The sequence below is a fragment of the Synechococcus sp. W65.1 genome (genome assembly GCF_047461615.1).
GTDB lineage: Bacteria > Cyanobacteriota > Cyanobacteriia > Thermostichales > Thermostichaceae > Thermostichus.
On the sequence record NZ_JANSHI010000017.1, the window covers coordinates 1 to 16,699 of the forward strand.

At 61.1% G+C, this 16,699-nt stretch carries 16 protein-coding genes; 4 read left to right on the forward strand and 12 right to left on the reverse strand.

Annotated elements, in window-relative coordinates:
• Positions 1-62: 62 nt before the first annotated feature.
• A complete protein-coding gene (gene purH, locus NW806_RS09485; RefSeq protein ID WP_414410943.1) occupies positions 63-1,676 on the forward strand; it encodes a bifunctional phosphoribosylaminoimidazolecarboxamide formyltransferase/IMP cyclohydrolase in 1,614 nt (537 codons plus the stop codon).
• A gap of 10 nt (positions 1,677-1,686) precedes the next feature.
• On the opposite strand, the gene NW806_RS09490 is transcribed toward purH, so the two are convergent.
• The 4 genes from NW806_RS09490 to NW806_RS09505 form a co-directional block, all read right to left on the reverse strand.
• A complete protein-coding gene (locus tag NW806_RS09490; RefSeq protein WP_414410916.1) occupies positions 1,687-2,442 on the reverse strand; it encodes a transporter substrate-binding domain-containing protein in 756 nt (251 codons plus the stop codon).
• 50 nt (positions 2,443-2,492) lie between these two features.
• A complete protein-coding gene (rplT, locus tag NW806_RS09495; protein WP_414404758.1) occupies positions 2,493-2,849 on the reverse strand; it encodes a 50S ribosomal protein L20 in 357 nt (118 codons plus the stop codon).
• Positions 2,850-2,929: 80 nt separating this feature from the next.
• Positions 2,930-3,130, reverse strand: a complete 201-nt coding sequence (gene rpmI, locus NW806_RS09500; RefSeq protein ID WP_414395125.1) for a 50S ribosomal protein L35 — start codon at positions 3,128-3,130, stop codon at positions 2,930-2,932.
• A 92-nt stretch (positions 3,131-3,222) separates the two neighbouring features.
• Positions 3,223-4,455: a class I SAM-dependent methyltransferase gene (locus NW806_RS09505; RefSeq protein WP_414410917.1), complete on the reverse strand. Its 1,233-nt coding sequence runs from the start codon at positions 4,453-4,455 to the stop codon at positions 3,223-3,225.
• A gap of 61 nt (positions 4,456-4,516) precedes the next feature.
• On the opposite strand from NW806_RS09505, the gene glcD reads away from it, so the two are divergent.
• A complete protein-coding gene (gene glcD, locus NW806_RS09510; RefSeq protein WP_414410918.1) occupies positions 4,517-6,007 on the forward strand; it encodes a glycolate oxidase subunit GlcD in 1,491 nt (496 codons plus the stop codon).
• On the opposite strand, the gene NW806_RS09515 is transcribed toward glcD, so the two are convergent.
• The 3 genes from NW806_RS09515 to NW806_RS09525 form a co-directional block, all read right to left on the reverse strand.
• The gene (locus NW806_RS09515; RefSeq protein WP_414410919.1) at positions 6,004-7,869 is read right to left on the reverse strand and encodes an AAA family ATPase; all 1,866 of its coding nucleotides are present in this window, start codon (positions 7,867-7,869) and stop codon (positions 6,004-6,006) included. The genes glcD and NW806_RS09515 overlap by 4 nt on opposite strands.
• 83 nt (positions 7,870-7,952) lie before the next feature.
• A complete protein-coding gene (locus NW806_RS09520) occupies positions 7,953-8,501 on the reverse strand; it encodes a phycobiliprotein lyase (RefSeq protein WP_414395120.1) in 549 nt (182 codons plus the stop codon).
• 47 nt (positions 8,502-8,548) lie between these two features.
• Entirely contained in the window at positions 8,549-9,091 is a 543-nt protein-coding gene (locus tag NW806_RS09525; RefSeq protein ID WP_414410920.1) for an HNH endonuclease, read from the reverse strand.
• Between the two features lie 119 nt (positions 9,092-9,210).
• Between NW806_RS09525 and NW806_RS09530 the strand changes: the two genes are divergently transcribed.
• Complete coding sequence (locus NW806_RS09530; RefSeq protein WP_414410921.1) at positions 9,211-11,412, forward strand: glycoside hydrolase; 2,202 nt, start codon at positions 9,211-9,213, stop codon at positions 11,410-11,412.
• 17 nt (positions 11,413-11,429) lie between these two features.
• Positions 11,430-12,380, forward strand: a complete 951-nt coding sequence (gene pip / locus NW806_RS09535) for a prolyl aminopeptidase (RefSeq protein ID WP_414410922.1) — start codon at positions 11,430-11,432, stop codon at positions 12,378-12,380.
• 42 nt (positions 12,381-12,422) lie between these two features.
• On the opposite strand, the gene NW806_RS09540 is transcribed toward pip, so the two are convergent.
• The 5 genes from NW806_RS09540 to pstC all read right to left on the reverse strand — a co-directional run bounded on the left by NW806_RS09540 (position 12,423) and on the right by pstC (position 16,679).
• Complete coding sequence (locus NW806_RS09540; RefSeq protein WP_414410923.1) at positions 12,423-12,599, reverse strand: hypothetical protein; 177 nt, start codon at positions 12,597-12,599, stop codon at positions 12,423-12,425.
• Between the two features lie 450 nt (positions 12,600-13,049).
• Positions 13,050-13,877: a TlyA family RNA methyltransferase gene (locus NW806_RS09545; RefSeq protein WP_414410924.1), complete on the reverse strand. Its 828-nt coding sequence runs from the start codon at positions 13,875-13,877 to the stop codon at positions 13,050-13,052.
• A 65-nt stretch (positions 13,878-13,942) separates the two neighbouring features.
• Positions 13,943-14,770, reverse strand: a complete 828-nt coding sequence (pstB, locus tag NW806_RS09550; RefSeq protein ID WP_414395110.1) for a phosphate ABC transporter ATP-binding protein PstB — start codon at positions 14,768-14,770, stop codon at positions 13,943-13,945.
• Positions 14,771-14,804: 34 nt separating this feature from the next.
• Positions 14,805-15,704, reverse strand: a complete 900-nt coding sequence (gene pstA / locus NW806_RS09555; RefSeq protein WP_414410925.1) for a phosphate ABC transporter permease PstA — start codon at positions 15,702-15,704, stop codon at positions 14,805-14,807.
• A gap of 6 nt (positions 15,705-15,710) precedes the next feature.
• Positions 15,711-16,679 carry a phosphate ABC transporter permease subunit PstC gene (pstC, locus tag NW806_RS09560; protein WP_414410926.1) on the reverse strand — a complete coding sequence of 323 codons (969 nt, stop codon included), beginning with the start codon at positions 16,677-16,679 and terminating at the stop codon, positions 15,711-15,713.
• Positions 16,680-16,699: the final 20 nt, after the last annotated feature.

The following is a 16,699-nucleotide window of genomic DNA, read 5'->3' on the forward strand; positions in this document are numbered from 1 at the left end:
TGGCAAGGGCGCTATCCTATGGCGTGGAATCCAGAGGCCACCAGCGTATCTACCGACAACCTATGCCTACTCAGCCCTTCCCCCCTTTGGCCCTCCTCAGTGTCTCTGATAAAACTGGCCTTATCCCCCTGGCTGAGGCGCTTGTCCAGGAGCACGGCTTTCAACTCCTCAGCAGCGGCGGTACGGCCAAGGTGCTCTCTGAAGCTGGGATCCCAGTTACCCCCATCTCGGCCCACACCGGTGCGCCGGAGATTCTGGGGGGACGGGTGAAAACGCTGCACCCCCGCATCTACGGCGGCATCTTGGCTCGCCTGGAGCGCCGCGAAGACCGGGCAGACTTGGAGGCGCTGGGGATCCCGCCCATCCAACTGGTGGTGGTCAACTTCTACCCCTTCGAGCAGACGGTGGCCCAACCCGGAGTGACTCTGGAGGAGGCTTTGGAGCAGATTGACATCGGCGGGCCGACGTTAGTGCGGGCAGCGGCCAAAAATTATCCCTATGTTACGGTGCTCACGGATCCCAGCCAGTACCCTCAGTATTTGCAACTGCTCTCTAGCTCCTCCAGCGAGGCGGAACGGCTGGCCTTTCGCTTCCAGTGTGCCCGCCGCGCCTTTGAGCGGGTCTTAGCTTACGACCGCGCCATCGTCAACTATCTGGCCCGCTCAGAGCTGTCCCAACCCTCTCAACCTCCAGCTTCTGCAGGCGCTGCTGAACAGGTTTTTCACCTGCAAGGGATCCCGTGGCAACGCCTGCGCTACGGGGAAAACCCCCACCAGGCTGCCACCTGGTATGTGGTGGATGCGGCTGCCCCTGGCTGGCATCGAGCCAAGCAGCTGCAGGGGAAAGAGCTAAGCTACAACAACCTGCTGGATCTGGAAGCGGCCCGCGCCCTAGCGGCAGAACTGAGCATAGGACTTGCCAACGGCTCTAAGCCAGCGGTAGCGGTGGTTGTCAAGCACAACAACCCCTGTGGGGTAGCCGTTCGCCCAACCCTAGCTGCCGCCCTGGAGGCTGCTTTGGCTGCCGATCCCGTTTCCGCCTTCGGGGGCATCGTTGCCCTCAACCAAACCTTGGATGCGGAGACCGCCCGGCGGCTGGCGGAGCCTTTTTTGGAGTGCGTGGTCGTCCCGGGCTGCACGCCTGAAGCGGCAGAGCAACTGGCGGCCAAAAAGAACTTGCGGCTTTTGGTTCTGCCGGACTTTGAGGTGGGGCCAGCCCAAACCATTCGCACCTTGGCCGGCGGCTTTCTGGTGCAAGAGGCCGACCGGCTGCAGGGATCCGTTCGCCAACCCTCCTGGCAGGTGGTGACCGAGCGCCAGCCTACCCCCGAGGAGTGGGCGGATCTGGAGTTTGCCTGGATAGTCTGCAAACACGTGAAATCCAACGCCATCGTCGTTGCTCGCCAGGGGCAAACCCTCGGCATTGGAGCAGGCCAGATGAACCGGGTGGGGGCCGTCGAGCTTGCCCTTCGCCAGGCCGGTCCACGGGCCGCGGGAGCGGTTTTGGCCAGCGACGGCTTTTTCCCCTTTGCCGACAGTGTCGAGGCGGCAGCCCGCGCTGGGATCCGCGCCATCATTCAGCCGGGAGGCAGCATCCGCGATGCCGACTCCATTGCCGCCGCCAATGCTGCGGGTATCGCCATGGTCTGCACTGGCATCCGTCACTTTTGGCACTGAGGTCAAGAGCTCAGGGCAGACCCCAGGCTCTGGCCCGCTCTGCCAGCCAGCCCTCGGCACGCAGGTTTTCTAGCTCGCGGCGCACCCGCAGCCGCAATTCAGCGTGCTCTAGCCCTTTGGGCATGGCAATCCCCAGCCCCACCGCCCCCAGGGGGGATCCCAAGAACTGAAACTGGGGGTGCTCCGCCAGCCACCCGGCCAGCACCGACCGGTCTGCTGTCCAGGCCTGCACCGATCCTTTCAAGAGCAACTCCGCCCCTTCCTGATAGGAATCCACCGGCACCAACTCGACCCCTGGAAGGTAGCGATTGAGGTGAGGAATAGCAGCAGATCCGCGCAGGACGGCAACGCGAGCGCCGCGTAGCTCCGACCAGCTTGTCCAGTTCTGGGAGCGGGCCACCACCAAGCTGGGGCCATCCTGATAGTAGGCAGAGGTAAACTCCACCTGGCGGGCCCGATCCGGCGTGATGCCAATCTGGGCAGCGGCCAGATCCACCTCCCCCGCGGCCACTGCCTGCAGCCGCTCCACGTTGGCCACCGGCACCAGCTCCACCGCCTCTCTTGACCCCAGGAGCCGGGATCCCAGCTCGCGGGCTAGCTCAATCTCAAACCCCTGCAGCCTGCCCTCGGGATCGCGAAAGCCCAGCGGCCTCAAGTTGTCTTTGACTGCAACTCGCAACTGTCCCGAACGGACAATCTCCGGCCAAGGGCGGGCGGCGGCAGGGCTCCCCCTTCCCAGGCAAGCCAAAGCTAAGCTGGCCGCCAAGCAAGATTTCTGGATTGCCGCGGCCAACGGAGACCAGGATCCCATTCCCCCTAGGAAGCGCGGGACTGGCGGGCTGCTTCCACCACCTGGGTAAAGGCCTCGGGATCCAGGAAAGCCAGGCGGGCCAGCATTTTGCGGTTGAGCTGGATATTGGCTTTTTTGAGGCCGTCGATGAACTCGCTGTAGCGCAGGCCCTGGGCGCGGGTGGCCGCATTGATGCGGGCAATCCAGAGGCGGCGGAAATCCCGCTTCTTGCGGCGGCGATCCCGGTAGGCGCTGCGCAGGGCTTTCATCACCTGCTGGTTAGCCGTGCGGAACAGCTTGGAGCCAGCTCCGCGGAAGCCTTTGGCCAGCTTGAGGATCTTCTTGCGACGCTTGCGGGCAACGTTGCCGCGTTTAACTCTCATAGCAGTAACCCAATACCGGCAAGTACACCTTGCAATTGACAAGCCCAAAGACTTTTGGCTGGGCCGCAACCGGTGAGGACCTAGTGGGCGTTGGGCAGCATCAGGCGCACGTTGGCCAGATCCTGTTTGCTCACCAGGGCCACGCCAGCCAACTTGCGTTTGCGGTTGCTGGTTTTGTGCTCGAGCAAGTGGTTGTGCCCCGCCCGGCGGCGCATAAACTTGCCGTTGCCGGTGAGGCGAAAGCGTTTTGCGGCGGCCTTGCGAGTTTTGATTTTGGGCATGGGAGTGAGCTGGAGCAAAGTCACAGCCTTCCAGCATAGGGTAGAAAGGCCTGGGGGAGCAAGTTTTCTCCGCGACTAAGTGGCGAGGGCGCTCAAAAACCGTTCTCTTGCGGCTCCAACAGCAGCACTTGCCAGCGCAGCAACTGCTGTAGCTGCGACCAGCTTAGGGGAGAGGCTAGGCTCTCTTGAATGGCTTGGACGGTGCGGATCCCGTCTACCTGCTGCAGGAAGGCAAAGGCCTCCTCGCTTAGGGAAATGGCCTCGTAGGCGTAGTTGAAAATGCTCCGCCCCGGCCACAGGCCCAGGCAGGGGCTGAGGTGGGCCACAGCTGAGGCCACAGCTTCTGGACTGGTCCATTCCCAGCGGGGGAGGGGGGGCCTGCCAAGAAACAGCTCGTAGTGGGCCACCACCGGGTCCAGCAGCTCAATCAAGCGGTAGCGCTCCAGCTCCGGCAGTTGAGCCGCCTGGGCCAGTAGGGCCTCGTCCTGGCCCAACACCCGTTCCAGCCGCCAGAACTCGGGGTTGGAAAAGCGCAGAAACTGCAGCCCTGAAGCCCGAATGAGCTCAAACAGGGTCTCAATGTTGTAGTCCACCTCCTGCGGGTGCAGGTACATGTCAGCAAAGCACTCGTCGTCCACGTTCTCGAGGGCCCAGCGGGCCTGTTCCTGCTGCTGGATGCGGTTGCTTGCTGGCAGGATCTCGAAAAGGCGGCGACCTACCTGGAGGCCCTTTTGCAGTTGCTCGGGGGAGGCGAGAGGTTGGTGTTCGGAGCCGGTGACCAAGAGGCGAATGGCCTTCTGCATCAGGCGAATCTCATGGCGGCCCAGCTCGCCGTAGACAAACAAATGCAGGATCCCGCCAGGAGCTAGTTTGCTCGCCAAAGCCTGCAGCCCCGCCACCGGGTCCGGCAAGTGGTGGAGCATGCCCACGCAGTTGATGAAGTCGAACTGCCCTGGCAGCCGGTCGATGTCGTAAACGTTGAGCTGGCAAAACTGCACTGGCGGCGCCTGGGAAGCCCGACAGCGAGCCTCGGCAATTTCAAGGGCGCGGCTACTTAGGTCAAAAGCCCAGATTTCGGCGTTGGGGTTCTGGTGGGCGATATACTCCGTCCCTACTCCGGAGCCGCAGCCGGCATCCAAGATGCGCACCTTGCGCCGGCCCGGATGGGATCCCGTGCAAAAGGCATAGGCCTGGGGCCAACTCCAGCGCCAGTTCCACCCCGGCGGGGGAACAGTGCCGATGGGCTGCGGTGGGAAAGGGTAGAGCTCGTAGAGCTGCCGCACGTGCTGGAGGATCTCTTCTGCACTGCGGGAGGAGGGCTGCATAGGCGCTGTCGGGTTAAGCTGGACCTCAAGACTCCGGAGACGATATCCCCCTGCAGTTTAAATGGTTGTCCGCTCCTCTCACCTTTTGCAAACCGGCCTGACTTTCGATTGGATCAAGCTGACGGCTGAGCTGAAAAAGGTTTTGGATCCCAAGCGGGTGATTAGCAAGCCGGAGGAGCTGCTGGTCTACGAATGCGACGGGCTGACCAGCTACCGGCAAAGGCCGGCTCTAGTGGTATTGCCGCGCACAACAGAAGAGGTGGCCCAAGTGGTAAAGCTGTGCAGCTGCTACGGGGTGCCCTTTGTGGCGCGGGGATCCGGCACTGGGCTATCGGGGGGAGCGCTGCCTGTGGAAAACAGCGTCGTCATCGCTACCACCCTGATGAAGCAAATCCTGGAAATTGACTTGGAGAACCGCTGCATGGTGGTGCAGCCGGGGGTGATTAACGCCTGGATTACCCAGGCAGTGGCTGCCCAAGGCTATTTCTATGCCCCGGATCCCTCTAGCCAGTCAGTTTGCTCCATCGGCGGCAATGTGGCGGAAAACTCCGGCGGCGTCCACTGCCTCAAATACGGTGTAACAGCCAATCACATTCTCGGCCTGACGGTGGTGCTGCCGGATGGGGAGGTGGTGCGCTGGGGGGGCAAGATCCCGGAGATGCCCGGCTACGACTGGGTGGGCCTGTTTGTCGGCTCCGAGGGCACCCTGGGGATTGCTACCGAGATTACCCTGCGCTTGCTCAAGGCGCCAGCCCAGGTGCAGGTTTTGCTGGCGGATTTTAACAGTGTCGAGGCAGCAGGAGCTGCCGTTTCCGACATCATCGCCGCCGGGATCATCCCTGCCGGCCTGGAGATCATGGACAACTTCAGCATCAACGCCGTTGAGGATGTGGTGCAGTCGGGCTGCTACCCACGGGATGCGGCGGCCATCTTGCTGGTGGAGGTGGACGGCCTGGAGCTGGAGGTGGAGGAAGCCAGCCAGCAGGTAAAGGACCTGTGCCTAAAAAACGGGGCGCGCCGGGTGCAAGTTGCCTCCAGCCCAGAAGAGCGGGCGCGTCTGTGGAAGGGGCGCAAGGCAGCCTTTGCCGCCATGGGCAAGCTCAGCCCCAACTACTACGTCCAAGATGGGGTGATCCCCCGCAGCCAGCTCGCCTATGTCCTGAAGGAAATCGAGCGCCTCAGCCGCGAGTACGGCTACCCGGTGGCCAACGTGTTTCATGCCGGCGACGGCAATCTGCACCCCTTAATCCTCTACGACGAGTCAGTGCCGGGATCCCTAGAGCAGGTGGAAAAATTGGGGGGCGAGATCCTCAAGCTCTGCGTGCGTCTGGGGGGCAGCATTTCTGGCGAGCACGGCATCGGTGCCGACAAGCGCTGCTACATGTCGGAGATGTTTACGCCCACAGACTTGGAGAGCATGCAGTGGGTGCGGCAGGTGTTCGACCCGCAGCGCCTCGCTAACCCTGACAAGATCTTTCCCACTCCCCGCACCTGCGGCGAGGCAGCCCACGCCCACCGGCAACCGGAATGGCAAGGGATCCCCGTTTTCTAGCTAACCTGTCGCTGCTGCTGCAGCTCGGCAAAGGCCTGGGCAAAGTCTTCCTGGCGGATGACCAGAGCCTTGGGATCCACCTCCTCAGAGGTGGCCCGGTGGCGGCGGATGGCAGCGATGGCGGCGCGGTTGCTCAATAGAGCAAGATCGGCCCCACTCCAGCCTTCCGTGCGCTCGGCCCACACCTCCAGATCCACATCTGGCCCTAGGGGCCGCCTGCGGTTGTGCACGGCCAGGATTTCCCGCCGTGCGGCGCGGTCCGGCAGTTCCACGCTTAGGTGCAGCTCCAGCCGGCCAGCGCGGGTGAGGGCGGGATCCAAACTGGCTTTGCGGTTGGTAGCAGCCACCACCAAGACTCCCTGGCTGGGGCGGATCCCATCCAGTTCGGCCAGCAGTTGCCCCAGGACGCGGTCGCTGACGCCGCTATCTCCGGAGTAACTGCCCCGCGCTGGCGCCAGGGTGTCGATCTCGTCGATGAAAATCACGCAAGGAGCGCACTGGCGGGCACGGGCAAAGAGTTCCCGCACCGCCTGCTCGGAGGATCCCACCCACTTGCTCAAGAGCTCTGGGCCGGAGACAGCAATGAAGTTGGCCTTGGCCTGGGAGGCGATGGCCTTGGCCAAGAGGGTTTTACCCGTGCCGGGCGGCCCGCTGAGGAGGATCCCTTTGGGCGCATGGGCCTGGGCCCGCTCGTAGAGCTCTGGGTGCAGCAGGGATCCCTCAATGGCCTCCTGCAGCACCTGCTTGGCCTGCTCCAGGCCGCCAATTTGATCCCAGCTCACCTGGGGCGACTCAACTTCCACTGAGCGCAACACCGCCGGCTTCACCTGTTGCAGAGCTTCCTGAAAGTCCGCTGCCGTTACTTTCAGGGATTCTGGGATAGGGGATTCCAGATCCGGCACCTGGCGCCGTAAGGCCGCATAGGCCGCCGCCTGGCACAGGCCGCGCAGATCTGCCCCCACAAAGCCCAGGGTTTGCTCTGCCAGGCTATCTAAATCCACATCCTCTGCTAGGGGCATGTTGCGAGTGTGAATGGCGAGAATTTCCCGCCGCCCCTCCCGACCCGGCACCTTGAAGACAATCTCGCGGTCAAAGCGCCCCGGTCGCCGCAGGGCCGGATCCAGGGCTTCGGGCCGGTTGGTAGCCGCTAGCACAACAATGCCTTTTTGGGCCACAAACCCGTCCATTAGCCCCAGCAGCTGGGCCACCAGGCGTTTTTCCACCTCCCCCTCAACGGTGCTGCGGTTGGGCACAAGGGCGTCGATTTCGTCGATAAACAGCAGGCAAGGGGCAGACTTAGCCGCTCTCTCAAACAGCTGCCGCAGGCGCGCCTCCGCCTCGCCGTAGTACTTGCCCACTAGCTCCGGGCCAACCACGGCAATGTAGTTCACCCCCAGACTCTCGGCCAGGGCGCGGGCCGTCAGGGTCTTGCCAGTGCCAGGGGGGCCAACCAACAACACCCCCCGCGGCGGCTCTAGCCCCAACTTGGCCAGTAGCTCGGGTCGCTTGAGGGGGATCTCCACCAGCTCCCGCAAGGCTTGGAGTTGCTCCTTGAGTCCCCCCACGTCCTTGAGGCGCAGCCCCGACCTCGACTCTGGGCGCTCAGCGGAGATTGGCCCACTAGCCTCGGGGGCTTCCTGGAAGCAGGTTGCAGCCATCCCCTGGAGCTTGCTGCTCCAGCCGGGATCCCCTGTCTGGAAGTGGCGGGGGATAGAACCAGAGCGAGGGATGGAGGTCGATAGAGGCCGGGTCTGGATGCGGATCTCGGTTCGCAGTTCTCCACTTTGCTTTTTCTCCTCCAGCTTTTGGGCCAGCTCGATCAACTGCTCTATGCCCTGGATAAAGTTGCTGAGATCCACCATAGCCGGGCTTTCCCCACCAGTTGACCTGCCAATGGACTCCTCCCCAGCCTTCCAGCCAACTCCCAAAAGGGGGAAGCTGGCGCCTAAGCCGCCGCTGGGCTGGGAGAGGGGCTGGGCGGGAGTTTGCGCACCTCAGAGCAGAAGGAAGCCATGCTAAAGCCGCCGAAGCGCTTGACAAGGCTAGTCCGCAGGCGCAGGTTGGGGCTGGCAAACCAAATGCGCTCCTCCGACTCAGTCATCTCGTACTCGGTGTAGAGGGTGAGGGCGCCATCGGCTCCCATCACGTAGGTACCGGCCACCGGCACTTTCTCGGCATAGCCTTGATCCCGCAACAGTTGCCCGCGCATGGGGTTGTCAGGATCAGGAATTGGGACCAGCACCACCTCGCCCTTGTACTCTTCGTTGTCCCAGTCCTGCTCCCCATTCCACTGGACTCTCGCCGCCCCCACAGCTCGCCGTGGATCTACCTTGAACAGTTCGCAAACCCGAATGACTTCCGGATCGGTTGCTGCCAGGGTAACAATTTGCAGCTGCGACCTTCCCCCTTCAGAGCGGCGAAAGGCCAGGTGATGGCTGGTGCGCTGACACATCCACTCGCCAGCGCTGAGGGCAAAAAACTCCATTACGGTCATCATGGCCGACGCGGATCCTCATCGATAGCAACCGGGATTTGCCGATTCTAGCTTGGGCTGTAGCCAGAGATTTGCTCTTGCCGAGTTTGCTGTTGCCGCCAGAACTGCTCTGCAAAGGCCACGGTCGGATGGAGGGGAGCTCGCGGCTTACTGCGCAGGATCATCCCTGCCTCTTCAGGGGTGCGGTCGCCCTTGCGCTGGTTGCAGCGCTCGCAGGCAGTCACCACATTGTCCCAGGTGTGGGAACCACCGCGGGAAAGAGGGATAACGTGGTCTAGGGTCAGGTTATGGGTGCTGCCGCAGTACTGGCAGGTGTAGTGATCCCGCCGCAGAACCTCGCGCCGAGTAACAGGAGGCACCCGCCAGGGCCGCTCTTTGCCCTTGATGGTGAGGCGAATGTGCTCAGGCACCTCGATGACCCGGCTGGGGGAGCGCACCTGCCACACCCGCACATCCATCATCCTCAGCGGCTCTGCTTTGCCTGTTAGCAGCAGTACAATCGCCCGCTTAATATTGACCCGGCTGATGGGCAAATAGTTTTGGGAGAAGACGACAATCGACTGTTCTAGAACGTTGGTGGCAGCAGTCATAGCCTGGCTTTTCCATCTGCCGCCATTGTCTTGGGAAATTGGGCCAATGGCAAGTTGGTTCTCTAGAGACCTGGACAGATGGGCTACTATCCGGGTGATGGTTGGAGCCCGTGCCTCCCATGACCCACCCGCTGTATGTTGCCCTGGTTTGGCACCAACACCAGCCCCTCTACAAAAGTCCGCTGGCAGGCAAATATCGCTTGCCCTGGGTGCGCCTGCACGGGATCAAAGACTACTTGGACTTGGTTTTGCTGCTGGAGCGCTATCCCCGCCTGCACCAAACGGTTAACCTGGTGCCTTCTCTGATTGTGCAAATTGAAGACTACGTGGCCGGCTCGGCCTTCGATCCCTATTTGGAACTGACCCTCTCCCCCGTTGAAAAGCTTACCCTAGAGCAGCGGCGCTTTATTGTCGAGCGCTTCTTCGACAGCCACTACCCCACCATGATTGAGCCCTACCCCCGCTATCGCCAACTCTACGAACAGCGGGAATCGCAGGGGATCAACTGGTGCCTACAGTACTGGACACCGCAAGACTTCAGCGACCTCCTGGCCTGGCACAATCTGTCCTGGTTTGATCCCCTCTTCCACGAAGATCCCGAGATCGAGGGCTGGATCAAGATGGGATCTGGCTTTACCCTTTCGGATCGGCAGCGGATCTACGCCAAGCAGCAGCAGATCCTAGCCGCCATCCTGCCCCAGCACGCCAAGTTGCAAAGTAGCGGCCAACTGGAGCTGACCACCAGCCCCTACACCCACCCCATCTTGCCTCTATTGGTGAGCGAGCGCTCGGCGCGGGTGGCTCGGCCTGGCCTGCCCCTGCCCCGCTACCCCTTCCACTGGGAGCAGGATGTCCACAGCCAGCTGGAGCGGGCCAAGCAGATCTACCGGGAGCGCTTTGGCCGCGAGCCGCGGGGGTTGTGGCCTTCCGAACAGGCGGTCAGCCCCGCTATCGTGCCTATCGTGCGCAAGCAGGGCTTTGAGTGGATCATCTCTGACGAGGGAGTGCTGGGCTGGAGCCTGGGCCAGCCCTTTCACCGCGACGGTCAGGGCCATGTCCTCGAGCCGGAAAAGCTCTACCGCCCCTACCGTCTGGAGAGCGAGGCAGGGGATCTGGCCATTGTCTTTCGGGATCACCGCCTTTCCGATCTCATTGGCTTTAGCTACAGCGCCATGCCTGCCGACGCTGCCGCCAAGGATCTCATCGGACACTTGGAGAACATCCGCAACCGCCTGCCTCCCGAACAGCCTTGGCTGGTCACCATTGCTCTGGATGGGGAAAATTGCTGGGAGTACTACCCCCAAGATGGCCGGCCCTTCTTGGAAAACCTCTACGCCCGCCTCAGCCAGCACCCCGCGCTGCGCCTAGTGACGGTCTCGGAGTTTTTGGAGCAGTTTCCCCCCACCGAGTTTCTGCCCGCAGAACAACTGCACAGCGGCTCCTGGATTGAGGCCGACTTGACCACCTGGATTGGGGATCCCGTCAAAAACCGCGCCTGGGAGCTCTTAGCCCAGGCCCGTCAGGTGATTCAAGATCACCCCCGCGCCAACCCCCAAGCCTGGGAAGCTCTGTGGGCCGCCGAGGGATCCGATTGGTTCTGGTGGTTTGGGGCAGGGCATTCTTCCGCCCACGACGCCGTTTTCGACCAGCTGTTTCGGGAACACCTGCAGGCAATCTACGTCGCCCTGGGGGAGGCGGTGCCGGCGGTGCTGCAGTTTCCCCTCGAGGATCACGACGGCCTAGGGGATCGGCTGCCGCAGGGGTTTATCCATCCCGCCATCAACGGCCGTCCCAGCGAACGGGAGTGGAGCCAGGCCGGGCGGGTGGAGATTAGCGCCGCCAGGGGTACCATGCACCGCAACAGCGCCGTCCGCCGCCTCTGGTATGGCTTCGATCACTTCCACCTCTATCTGCGGCTGGATTTTAACTCGGTGGTGCAGCGGCCCAAGCAATTGCTGGTGCTCTGGTTTTATCCCAACTGCATTACCCTTAACAGCCCCATCCCCCTGCAGGGACTGCCCGCCGAAGCCCCTCTTAACTACCTCTACCGCCACTTGTTGAGGCTGTCGCTGCCGCCCCCCAGTCAACGCCCGGCGGAGGTAGAGGCTCAACTTCTCCAAGCAGGGGAGTACCACACCTGGCACTCCCTCAGCCATCAGGTCAAGGCCGTGGTAGATACCTCCCTGGAGGTGGCCATTCCCTGGAGCAATTTGGGCGCCCAGCCAGGGCAGGAGCTGCAGTTTGCCATTGTGGCTGCTGACGGCGAGACCTTTCTGGAAGGGATCCCGCCCAAGGCCACCATTGCCCTGCGCAGACCCTAGCAAGAAGTATCCCGCCTATGCAGCGCGAGCTTTACCCTCCCATCGAGCCCTACGACCAGGGCTTTCTGCCCGTCTCTTCCCTGCACACCCTCTACTACGAGCAGTGCGGCAACCCAGAGGGCAAGCCAGTGGTGTTTTTACACGGGGGGCCAGGGGGTGGGATCGAGCCCCTCTACCGGCAGTACTTTGATCCCCGCCGCTGGCGGGTGGTGCTGTTTGATCAACGCGGCTGCGGCCGGAGCCGCCCCTACGCCGAGCTGCGGGAGAACACCACCTGGGATTTGGTAGCCGATATTGAGAAGCTGCGCCAGCACTTGGGCATTGAGCGCTGGTTTGTCTTCGGAGGGAGCTGGGGCAGCGCCCTCGCCTTGGCCTATGGCCAGACCCACCCCAACTCCTGCCTGGGCTTTATCCTGCGCGGTATTTTCCTGCTGCGCTCCTTCGAGATCCGCTGGTTTTACCAGGAGGGGGCCAGCTACCTTTTCCCCGATGCCTGGCAACACTACCTCGAGCCCATTCCCCCCGAGGAACGGGGTGACCTGCTGGCAGCCTACTACCGCCGCCTTAACGACCCCAATCCGCAGGTGCGCCTGAAGGCAGCCCGTGCCTGGGCCATCTGGGAGGCCAGCACCAGCAAGCTTATCCCTAGCCCTGAACTCATCGAGCGCTTTGGCCAGGAGAGCTTTGCTGAGGCCCTCGCCCGCCTCGAGTGCCATTACTTCATCCACCGCGGTTTTTTGGAGACAGAGGATCAACTCCTCAAGGGGGTAGAGCGCCTGCGCCACCTGCCAGCCGTCATCGTCCAGGGGCGCTACGACGTCGTCTGCCCTCCCCTTTCCGCCTGGGAGCTACATCAGGCCTGGCCAGAGGCAGAGTTTCACCTGATCCCCGACGCTGGCCATTCCATTACCGAGCCCGGGATCCGCACCGCCCTCCTGGCGGCCACCGATCGCTTTGCCCAGCTCTAAGAACGGCTGCAAAGAGGGCCTGCCGTTGCCTAGCAGCAAGCCTCAGCCTGACTCAAACTGAAGGGCTTCAGGATCTACGTAGTAGCAGCGGGCATTGTCCGCACAAATGAGCGCCCAGCCGTTGCAGTTAGCATCGACTAGGATGTACTCCGATTGCGGGATAAAATGACCCTGGTGGTTGCGCGTCTCCTCCCTAATCCAGACCGTCTGATAGTTCATCCCAACGTCCCTCCAACTCCTCCTCAAAAAGACTCAAGAACAGGACTTAACCTTGCTGCAAGCAGTGGCAAAGCTAGGCAAAAACTAGAGGTAACAAACCCAACCTCTCCTCGAGGTTCAGTAACCGAGCGCTCGAGGGTAGGTTAGCTAGGCAATACCTTTAACTGGGTAAGAGAAGTCTAGCACTGCCTCTATGAGAAGAGCGTTAAGAGTTACAGACTAAGGCAAAAAGCTCTGGATTTTCGTAAACTCTTGTTGCAAAATTGGCTCGAGCCCGCTTAGGCTTCTTCAAATGACCCGTGGTGAATCCTGCAACCCATTGAGGCGGCGATTCCCTCCCTCCGTCAAGTTGGATTTGACACCAGCAATCTGCTACCAGCCTGCCCCTGTTTTTTTCAGTTCCAGCGCCGCCAAGGTCAAGTCTACCCCGGGTTTTAGCTCAGCGCGGAGCTACGGGCATAGAGCTGCTCTTGCCCGCTCGCTCATCTGCTGAAGTGCACCGAGGTCGGGGAGAGGGATCCCTTCCCCTTCAGCAAGCCATAGCCAGTACTCGATGTTGCCGGCAGGGCCAGTGATAGGCGACCACGTATAGCCCTGCACCCGCCAACCGCGACTCACTGCCGCCTGCATCACCGTCTGGAGCACGCGAGCGTGGATAGCCGGATCCCGCACTACCCCCCTTTTGCCCACCTGGCCTCGGCCCGCCTCAAACTGCGGCTTGACTAGCAGCAAGGCTTCCCGCGGCGAGCGCAACAGCTTCCACAGAGGATCCAACACCTTAGTCAGGGAAATAAAGGAGAGATCCACCACTGCCAGATCCGGCCAGTTGGGAGTGGGCACCTCGGTTCCGTAGAGATCGGCTGGCTGAAGATAGCGCAAGTTAGTTCGTTCCTTAAGGATTACCCGCGGGTCAGTTCGCAAAGACCAGGCCAATTGGCCATAGCCCACATCCACCCCATAGACCCGCTGCGCCCCTCGTTGCAGGAGGCAATCGGTGAAGCCCCCAGTGGAGATGCCAGCATCCAAACAGATGCGACCCTGGACTTGAATGGGAAAAGCTTGCAGTGCCCCCTGGAGCTTTTCTCCTCCTCGCGAGACAAAAGCAGACTTGGCCTGGATGTGGACTACAGGATCTCCGCTTACCCACGTCCCGGCTTTTTCCGCCCGTACTCCGTTGAGGAAGACTTCTCCCGCCAAGATAGCCCGCTGCGCCTGCTGGCGCGAAGAAAAATACCCTCGCTCCACCAGCCAGGTATCCAGGCGGACTCGCTCGGCCATGCACTAGCCACTGGCCTTCCACTCCATCAAGATAGACGACCGGGATCCCTTCTGTCAGCCGCGACTTAGCCAAAGCGCCCGCTCACATACTCTTCCGTCTCGCGGTTGGCGGGAGAGTTGAAGATCTTCTCGGTGCGGTCAAACTCTACCATTCTTCCGTAGCGGATCCCTCTCTCGTCAAGTTCAGTGTTGAAGAAGGCAGTGAAGTCGGACACGCGAGCTGCCTGCTGCATGTTGTGGGTGACGATGATGATCGTGTAGCGACGGCCCAATTCCTTAAGCAGCTCCTCAATGCGCAGCGTAGAAATAGGATCCAGCGAGGAGCAAGGCTCGTCCATTAGAATTACCTCCGGCTGAATGGCCAGGGTGCGGGCAATGCAGAGGCGCTGCTGTTGTCCCCCGGAGAGGGAAAGGGCGCTCATCCTCAACTTATCTTTCACCTCATCCCAGAGAACGGCCTGGCGCAGTGCCCGCTCCACGAGCTCGTCCAGATCCCCCTGGTAGCCATTAATCCGGGGCCCAAAGGCAATGTTGTCGTAGATGGATTTGGGGAAGGGGTTGGGCTTCTGAAACACTAGGCCAACCCGCCGCCGCACCTCAGAGGGATCCACATCCGGGTCGTAGATGTTTTTCCCGTGGAAGATAACGGAGCCTTCTACCCTTGCCCCTGGGATTAAGTCATTCATGCGGTTGAAGCAGCGCAAAATAGTGCTCTTGCCGCAACCTGAGGGGCCAATGAAGGCTGTGATGTGATTTTTCGGGATCTTCAGAGAAACCTGCTTAACCGCCAGGTGGGAGCCGTAGTAGACGCTCAGATCCCGCGTCTCTAGTTCAACCTCCAACCGGGTGGATTGCTCAGGAGAGCCCGACTTGTCAGAGAGTGGAGAGCGCATAGGAGTGTTGAAAAAGATAACGTCGCTGCAAGGCTTAGATAGTGATGGCTTCTTGGCGACGACTCACAAGGAGTCGGAAACTGACGGTGGTGATCAGGGCCAAAATCACCAGAGCCAAAGCCCCTCCCCAGGCAAGCTTCTGCTGGTTTTCAAAGGGGACAAGGGCAAAGTTGTAGATCAACACAGCCAGCGAGGCCACTGGCTTCAACAAACCGCTGGGCCAGAGAAAGCTAAACAAAGCCGTGAAGATCAAGGGCGCCGTCTCACCAGCAGCGCGGGCAATGGCCAACGTCACCCCCGTCAGGATCACCGGCAGAGCCGCTGGCAACACCACGCGAAACACCGTCTGCACTCGCGAAGCCCCCAACGCATAGGCAGCAGCCCGCGTATCGGCCGGCACCAGGCGCAGCGCCTCTTCACAGGACAAAATGATGATAGGCAGGGTCAGCACCGATAGAGCCATCCCGCCGGCAAGGGCCGAGAAGGTTTTGGTGGAAAGCACCAGCACCCCATAGGCAAACACCCCGGCAATGATGGAGGGAACCCCCGTCAACACCTTGATAATGAAGCGCAGAAAGGAGGCCGCGGGGCTGTTTTTGCCAAACTCCGAGAGATAGATGGCTGCGAATAGACCAATGGGGAATGTGATAGAGATAGCAATCGACACCACAATAATCGTCCCCAGCACCGCATTGCCAAATCCGCCCACCTGATCGCCCGGAGGAGGGGGAAGCTGGGTCAGCGTCTGCCAGCTCAGGCGCTCGATGCCCCTGGTGAAAACGTAGTAGAGGATGAGAGCCAGCACAAAAATGGCGAAGATGCTGGAGGTAGCTGTCAGCGCTGTCATTCCTACATCCAAGAAGATGCGCTGCCAGGGCTTCGCTCTGCGCTTAAACAAATTGCCTTGCTCTACCGCCTGCACTTGCGCCGTCATGTTCCTCTACTCCCGCGAAGCTGTTAGCGCGAACTTAACACGGCGTATCATCAGCTCCGCCGCAATGTTAACCACCAGAGTGATGGCTAACAGAATCAAGGCCACATACATAAGTGCTGCAACCTGCTCGGGGCCCGCTTCCGCAAACTCGTTGGCCAATAGGGCTGGGATGTTGCTGGCAGGAGCCAGAAGCGAGATGCTAATGCCGCGGGCATTCCCAATCAGCATCGCTACTGCCATCGTCTCCCCTAGGGCGCGTCCCAAACCCAAAACCACCGCTCCCAGGAGGCCACCAATTGCTGCCGGCAGCACGACACCAAAGATGGCTTCCCAGCGAGTGGCTCCCATCGCATAGGCAGCCGCCCGCAACTCTGGCGGAACGGACACCAGCACTTCCCTGGCGATGGCAGTAATGATGGGGATGATCATGATCCCCAAGACAACCCCCGCTGTCAGCATCCCAGGCCCTACTGGTGGTGTGCTGAAAATGGGCAGCCAGTTGAAGTGCTGGAACAAAAACATCTGTACAGGGCGGAAGAAGGGGATGAAGATAAACAACCCCCAAATGCCGTAGACCACACTGGGAATGGCTGCCAGCAGCTCCACCACGATGATCAAGGCTGTGCGCAAAGGCTTGGGCAAAAAGTCCTCGCTCAAAAAGATGGAGATGCCAAAGCTTAAGGGAACGCCCACGATCAGAGCAATCAGAGAAGTTACCAGTGTGCCGTAGATCTGGGGCCAAGCACCGTAGTTGTTCACAACAGGATCCCAGGTGGTGCCCCAGAAAAAGCCCAGCCCGAACTTCCGAATGGCAGGTAGCGCCTGAATCCCAATCTCCAGGGCAATCCACAACAGTAGGAAAGCCGAGAAAAAGACGGCGATCCGCGTTGCCCAAATAAATAGCCAGTCGCGCCAGCGCTGGAAGACGGGCCGGGGCCGAAATAGAGAACTGCTCTCCGAAAAGGTAGTGGTCATCTGCTGGGTAGGGGGTACAA